Genomic DNA, 5,777 nt, shown 5'->3' with positions numbered 1-5,777 from the left:
CCGCCGGGTCGTCGCCCGCCTTGTTGATCCGCAGGCCGGAGCTCAGGCGCTCGAGGGACTCCGAGAAGCCCATGTCGTTGCGGCTGAGGTTCCGGTAGGCGTTCATCGAGGCGATGTTGTGATTGATACGGAATGCCATCGCTGCTTCTCCTTGCATCGTCGCCGTTGCCGGCGTCCAGTTCCTGGATCCGCGCCGCTCCCTCGTTGCGGACCGCGATCCCATTCGCTCGTTCTTGCGGTCGCTTGCGGCCGCACGCGCTATTCATCGGCAGCGCCCGGCCCGACTTGAGCGTTTTCTCCGCGGGCGGCCACCGCCGGGTGCGCCGCGCCGCGCCGGGCCCCGCGTCGCCGCGGCCGGCCGCTGCGCTCAGTCGCCCCCCCGCTTGCGCCGCGGCAAGTCCGCGGTCGGCAGCGCGCCGCCGTTGCCGTCCCCGCGATCCAGCGCTTCCTGGTTCGCCTCGCGGATGGCGTCGTAGATCTCCTCGCGGTAGATCGTGATCTGTCGCGGCGCCTCGATCCCCAGTTGCACGGTGTCGCCGCGCACGTCGACCACCGTGATCTTGATCGACTCACCCACGATGATGCTCTGGTCGCGCTTTCGACTCAGTACCAGCACAGTGGCTCCTTCCGCTCGTGCTCAGACGCCGCTCTCGCGCAGGATGGGCTCCGCGCCGGCATGGGCGGCGAACTGCCGCCCGCCCGCGGCCTCCTTGGCCACCTGGTGCAGCGGCGCGTGCGTGGAGTAGCCGGCGTCCTCGACGATCAGCTGGCGTCCGCGCCGCGTCTCCGTGTGGACGACGACCGGTCCGAGCAGGTTGCCCGTCGTCGCCGACCAGGCCCCGCGCCGCGTGCAGAGGACGAAGACGGTCAGTTCGGTCGCCGAGCGCACCGCCAGCCCGCGCAGATCGTGGTCGTCAAGGGCGAGGCTGTAGGTCGGATCGAAGAGCCCCGGCTCGGCGATCAGGAAGCCCACCGCCGGCTCGTCCAGGGACTGCAGCCAGCGGAAGGGCGCCTGCTCGGCGAGGTCCAGGATGAGAAAGCGCTTGAGTTTGGGCAGGCCCACGAGCCCCTCGGGCAGCTCCAGAACCTCCTGCTCCGTGAACTCGAGATTCCCGAAGCGCGTCCCGCGCAAGTCCATGGTCGTCCCTCCGTCTACAGGTAATCGGTCAAGGTCAGTTGGAAGATGTTGGCTGCCATCACCAGTGAGGCCTGGTAGACGGCCTCGGCGCTCTGGTACTGCATCAGCGCTTCGGTCATGTCCGCGTCGCCGATCTCGGACAGGGCACTCGTCATCGTGTGGTTGCGCGCCTCGAGCGTGGCGAGCGCGTCCTCGGCCAGGCTGAGTCGGTTGCCCGGGGTGGCCCGCAGGCTCGTGAAGTGGTCCTCCAGCGCCTCGATCTCGGGCAACAGCTCGCGCACGCGCTCGCGGTCGCCGCTCGTCACGGCAGCCTTCAGGTCGATCAGGGTTCCGAAGGGGCGAATCGGCTCCGCGCTGCCGACTAGGCCGAGGGCGCTGGTCGTCGCATCGCCGTCGAGGTCGCTGAGCGCAACGCTCTGCCCACCCGTGCCACTGACGAGCACGCGGTTGCCGGCCGCGGCGAGGCTGACCGTCAGTCCCGGCACGGCGTTGAAGGCGTCCAGGAGATCGCCCACCGTGACCGCCGCCGAGAGATCGACGGTGATCGGCGGCGTTGCGCCCGCCAGCGACACCCCCACCTGACCCAGCGGCAGGTTTACCCCGCGCAGATCGCCGAGGGGCGTTCCGGCGCTCAGGTGCGGATCGAGGTCTCGACTGAGCAGGGCGCCGCCGGCGCCGCTCGCGCTCAGGCCGAGACGCGCCGCCGTCTCGCCGCCCTGCACGTCGGCGACGCGCACCTGCCCACCATTCACGGTGTCGCGAATCTCCAGGCGCTCGCCGTCGATGAGATTCACCCGCAGCGAGGGCAGCGCGGCCTGGATGCGGTCGCGCAGCTCGGCCAGGGTCGCCGCGCCGCGCAGGTCCACGACCGCGCTCGCGCCACCTCCGTCGGTGATGCGCAGGCGCCCGGGCTTGACACCGGTGCCGTCGAATAGCTCCGCCAACTCCGTGTCCCAGTCGGTCACCCGGTCCCAGTCCTTGGTGCTGACGAAGTCCGCGGACTGCTCGCCGAACACCGCGCTGCCGGGCAAGTTGTAGCGAAGGGACAGGCCGCTGCTGATCGCCGTGCTGAGCTCGCTGTCGTCGCCGTGATAGGTGACGATGTCGCCGTTGCGCTGGAAGGGCGCCTGAGCGCCCTGGCTGCCGCCGAAGAGGTAGCGGCCGCCGTGCTCGGCGTTCGCCTGGCTGAGCATGTCCTGGAGGATCGCCTCCAGGCTCTCGGCGAGGCCCTCGAGGCTGTTCGAGTCGTCGGCGGCGGTCAGCGCCAGTTCGCGCACCGAGCGCACGTTCTCCGCGGCGTTGCCCAGAGCGGCCTCCGAGTAGGTCAGCCAGCGCGAGGCGCTCGCGACGTTGGCCTGGTACTGCTCGTTGCGCGAGATCAGCGAACGCAGGCGAACGAGCTGCTCGGCGCCGCTCGGATCGTCGCTCGGCTTCGTGATACGGCGCTGCAAGTTGATGCCGGCCATGCGGTCGTAGGCGCGGTTGATGTTCGCCAGCATGCTGTCCTGGCGCATCTTCTGAGTCACACGCATCGCTGCCTCCTAGAGCGCGGTCATGAGGACGTCGAGCATCTCCTCGACGGCGGTGATCACCTTGGCCGCCGCCTGGTAGGTCGTCTGCACGACCAGCATCTGGGCCATCTCCTCGTCGATGCTCACGCCCACGCTCGACTCCAGCTTCTGGCTCAGGCCGGCCTCGAGGCGCTCGGCGGCCTGCGCGAGCTGGCCGCTGCTCGCGCTGCGCGACCCGAGGTGTCCGATGAGACCCGAGTAGAGACCGCCGAGCGTGAGCCCGCCCGCCGACTCGATGCTCTCCGTGTGCAGGGCGAAGATCGCCGCCGCGATGTCCTGGCCGTCCGGCAGTTTGCCCGTGAGCGAGATCTGCTCGGGATGAGCGAGCAGGGCCGGATTGACGGCGATGCTGCTCGCGCTGTTGCCGCTGAAGATGTCGATGCCGCCACCCCCGTCGCCGGTGGCCGCCTGGTGGATCGCATTCACGCGCTCGATCAAGCGCGTCGCGAGCGCGTCGAGTCGCGAGAGGACCTCGGGCAGCTCGTTGTCGAGCATGGCCAGCAGCCCTTTCAGCTCGCCGCCGGCCAGCGTCATGGTGTCGCGGCTGCCCGTCGGCAAGAGGCGCAGGCCGCCGACGCCGGCTTCGCCCTCGATCGCTTCGGTGGTCAGTGCGTGCGCGCTGACGTGGTCGACGAGCACGCGCCCGCCGCTGTACACGCGCAGCTTGCCCTCGCCGTCGACCTGCCAATCGGCCCCGATCAGCGCCGAGAGCTGCTGCAGCTTGACCTCGCGCGTATCCTCGAAGTCCGCGCGCGCAGAGTCATTGAGGCTGCCGCTGCTGAGCGCGAGGTTCAGCTCGGCGACTTCGCCGAGCAGGGCGTTGACTTCGCGGACGCCGACCGCCACCCGCTCGCGCAAGCTCGCGGCCTCGCTCTGCAGGGCGCTCGCGGTGTCGCGGAAGCGATGCGCGATCGTGTTTGCCGCCTCGAGGATGAGGCCGCGGGTGTCCGCGTCCTCCGCGTTCATCTCGGGATTGACCACCGGCTGCCAGGCGTTGAGGAAGGCGTCGATCGCGTCGCCCAGGCCGGTCTCGCCGTAGGTGTCGTCCGCGGGCTCGCCGAAGATCGTCTCGATGACGCTGAAGGAGTCCGCCAGGGCCGATTGCTCGGCCCGGTTGGCGCTCACGCGCCCGAGTTGGCTGCTGAGGAAGCGATCGCCCAGGCGCTCGATGCCCTCGATGTTGACGCCCCCGCCGAAGGTCCCGCCCAGGCCGACCAGGCTGCCGCGGGCCGAGAGCGCCACGCGCTGCCGGTGATAGCCGGGCGTGCTTGCGTTCGCGATGTTGTGGTTGATGACGCCCAGCGACATCTCCTGCGCGAAGATCGTCAGCTTGGTCGTCTCGAGGAGGCCGAAGAGCCCGGACATGGTCCCCCCTCAGGCGCGCAGGGAGACGAGGCTCCCCGCGCCGTTCGCCGTGGATGGATCGCCGCCGATCGCGGCGCTCACCATCTCCCGCAGGGCGAGGAGATCGCCCTGCAGCAGATCCAGACGGTGCTCGTCGAGACGCCGGTTGGCCGCGTTGAGTCGGCGCAGCTCCGCGCTGCGCTCGCGCAGCCGCGTGTGGACCTCGCGCAAGGGCGCCGCGGCATCGGGCAGGCTCCCGAGCAGCCGCTCCAGACTGCAAGGCAGCGAGAGCTCCAGCGCGGCCGCCAGCGCCTCGGTGATCGCCACCCGCGTCTCGCTGGCCGGCGCGCAGGCAGTGAGCGCGACGAGCTGCGCGCGCAAGGTCGCCGCGACGCTGTCCGCCGCGCCCGCCAGCAGCGCCGCATGGTGCGCCTCGGTCGCGTCGAGCAGGCGTGCCCAGGCGTCGTCTTCCGCCGCGAGCGCGGCCGCCAGGCGGTCCAGGTCCTCAGTCGCGAGCATTCGCCCCTCCCGTCGTTGCGCCCATGCGGGCGAGCAGGGCTTCCTTCAGCCCGAGTCCGCCGCCGGCCTCAGCCAGCACGCGGCCGAGTTGCTCCTCGATCAGCCCTTCGTAGTAGGCGGCCCCCTCGACGTCGCCCGCCGTGCCGCCCGCGCTCTGGGTCATCACCCGCGCGAGCTGGCGCATGAAGATGGCCTCGAAGTCCTTCACCGCCTGGAGCGCCGTCTGCCGATCGCCCGTCGCGTTCCCGGTGAGCGGCCGCAGTCCCGCCGCCTCGGTCCCCGCCGCCAGCGGTCGCAGCGCGCCGCTCGCGAGCGGCCGCAGCGCGGTGGCGGCCGTCGCCGCCGGCCCTGCGGCCTGGGTCCCGCGGACAGGCGCCAGGGGCAGCAGCTTGGAATCGATGCCTGTGGTCTCCATGACGCCTCCGCCTACATGATCACAAGTTCGGCTTCCAGCGCGCCGGCCGACTTGAGCGCCTGGAAGATCGCCACCATGTCCCGCGGCGTGACGCCGAGCTCGTTGAGCGCACGCGCCACCTGTTCGACGGTGTTGCCCTGCTCGAGCACGGCCAGCTGGCCCTCCCCTGCGCCGACGGTGGTCTCCACATCGGGCACGAGCAGGGTTTCGCCCTCGCTGAAGGGCGCGGGCTGGCTCGCCCCGTAGCGGGTGCGGATCTCCACGCGCAGGCTGCCGTGGGCGATGGCGACGTCGCGGATCGCCACCGCGGCGCCGACGACGACCGTGCCCGTGCGCTCGTTGATCACCACGCGGGCCGGTAGATCGGTGTCGACGCTGAGGTTCTCCACCTCGGCGACGAAGGCGAAGCGATCGCGCTCGCGCTCTGCCGGAACCCAGACCGACACCCGGCCGGCGCCGTAGGCGCGCGCGGCCTCGGTGCCCATCGCCGTGTTGATTCGCCGGGCGATGTTGTCCGCCGTCGTGAAGTCCGGGCTGTGCAGGCTCAGCTCGACGCGGTTGTCGCGCAGCAGCTGCCCGTCCCAGTCGCGGCTGAGCTGCCCGCCGCCGGGAATGCGCCCGACCGTGCTGTGGTTCTGGCGCAGCCGGTTGCCCTGCCCCGCGTCGACGTTGAAGCCGCCGATCGAGATGGGCCCTTGGGCCACGGCGTACTGCAGGCCGTCCGCCTGCCGGAGCAGGGGCGTCATCAGCAGCACGCCGCCCTCCAGGCTGGCGGCGTCGCCGAGGCCCC

Annotated in this window: 8 protein-coding genes; all 8 read right to left on the bottom strand. The window is 71.1% G+C overall.

The features are described 5' to 3' along the window. Nucleotides 1-139 (bottom strand): flagellin (locus tag FJ251_12805; GenBank protein ID MBM4118588.1); only part of this gene is annotated, 139 nt, incomplete at its 3' end. Nucleotides 140-367: 228 nt separating this feature from the next. Then, complete coding sequence (csrA, locus tag FJ251_12800) at nt 368-616, bottom strand: carbon storage regulator CsrA (GenBank protein MBM4118587.1); 249 nt, start codon at nt 614-616, stop codon at nt 368-370. 21 nt (nt 617-637) lie between these two features. Beyond that, nucleotides 638-1,138, bottom strand: coding sequence for a hypothetical protein (locus FJ251_12795; protein ID MBM4118586.1), 501 nt, complete (start codon nt 1,136-1,138; stop codon nt 638-640). Nucleotides 1,139-1,152: 14 nt separating this feature from the next. Continuing rightward, entirely contained in the window at nt 1,153-2,670 is a 1,518-nt protein-coding gene (flgL, locus tag FJ251_12790) for a flagellar hook-associated protein 3 (GenBank protein ID MBM4118585.1), read from the bottom strand. Nucleotides 2,671-2,679: 9 nt separating this feature from the next. After that, nucleotides 2,680-4,074, bottom strand: a complete 1,395-nt coding sequence (gene flgK, locus FJ251_12785) for a flagellar hook-associated protein FlgK (protein ID MBM4118584.1) — start codon at nt 4,072-4,074, stop codon at nt 2,680-2,682. A 9-nt stretch (nt 4,075-4,083) separates the two neighbouring features. Further along, nucleotides 4,084-4,572 carry a hypothetical protein gene (locus FJ251_12780; GenBank protein ID MBM4118583.1) on the bottom strand — a complete coding sequence of 163 codons (489 nt, stop codon included), beginning with the start codon at nt 4,570-4,572 and terminating at the stop codon, nt 4,084-4,086. After that, nucleotides 4,559-4,987, bottom strand: coding sequence for a hypothetical protein (locus FJ251_12775; GenBank protein ID MBM4118582.1), 429 nt, complete (start codon nt 4,985-4,987; stop codon nt 4,559-4,561). Before FJ251_12775 ends, FJ251_12780 begins: the two co-directional genes overlap by 14 nt. An 11-nt stretch (nt 4,988-4,998) precedes the next feature. Beyond that, nucleotides 4,999-5,777 (bottom strand): flagellar basal body P-ring protein FlgI (locus tag FJ251_12770; protein ID MBM4118581.1); only part of this gene is annotated, 779 nt, incomplete at its 5' end.

The organism is bacterium (assembly GCA_016873475.1).
Lineage (GTDB): Bacteria > Krumholzibacteriota > Krumholzibacteriia > JACNKJ01 > JACNKJ01 > VGXI01.
Note: the sequence above shows the minus strand (reverse complement) of the source record. Positions and strands in the feature narration are given on the sequence as shown.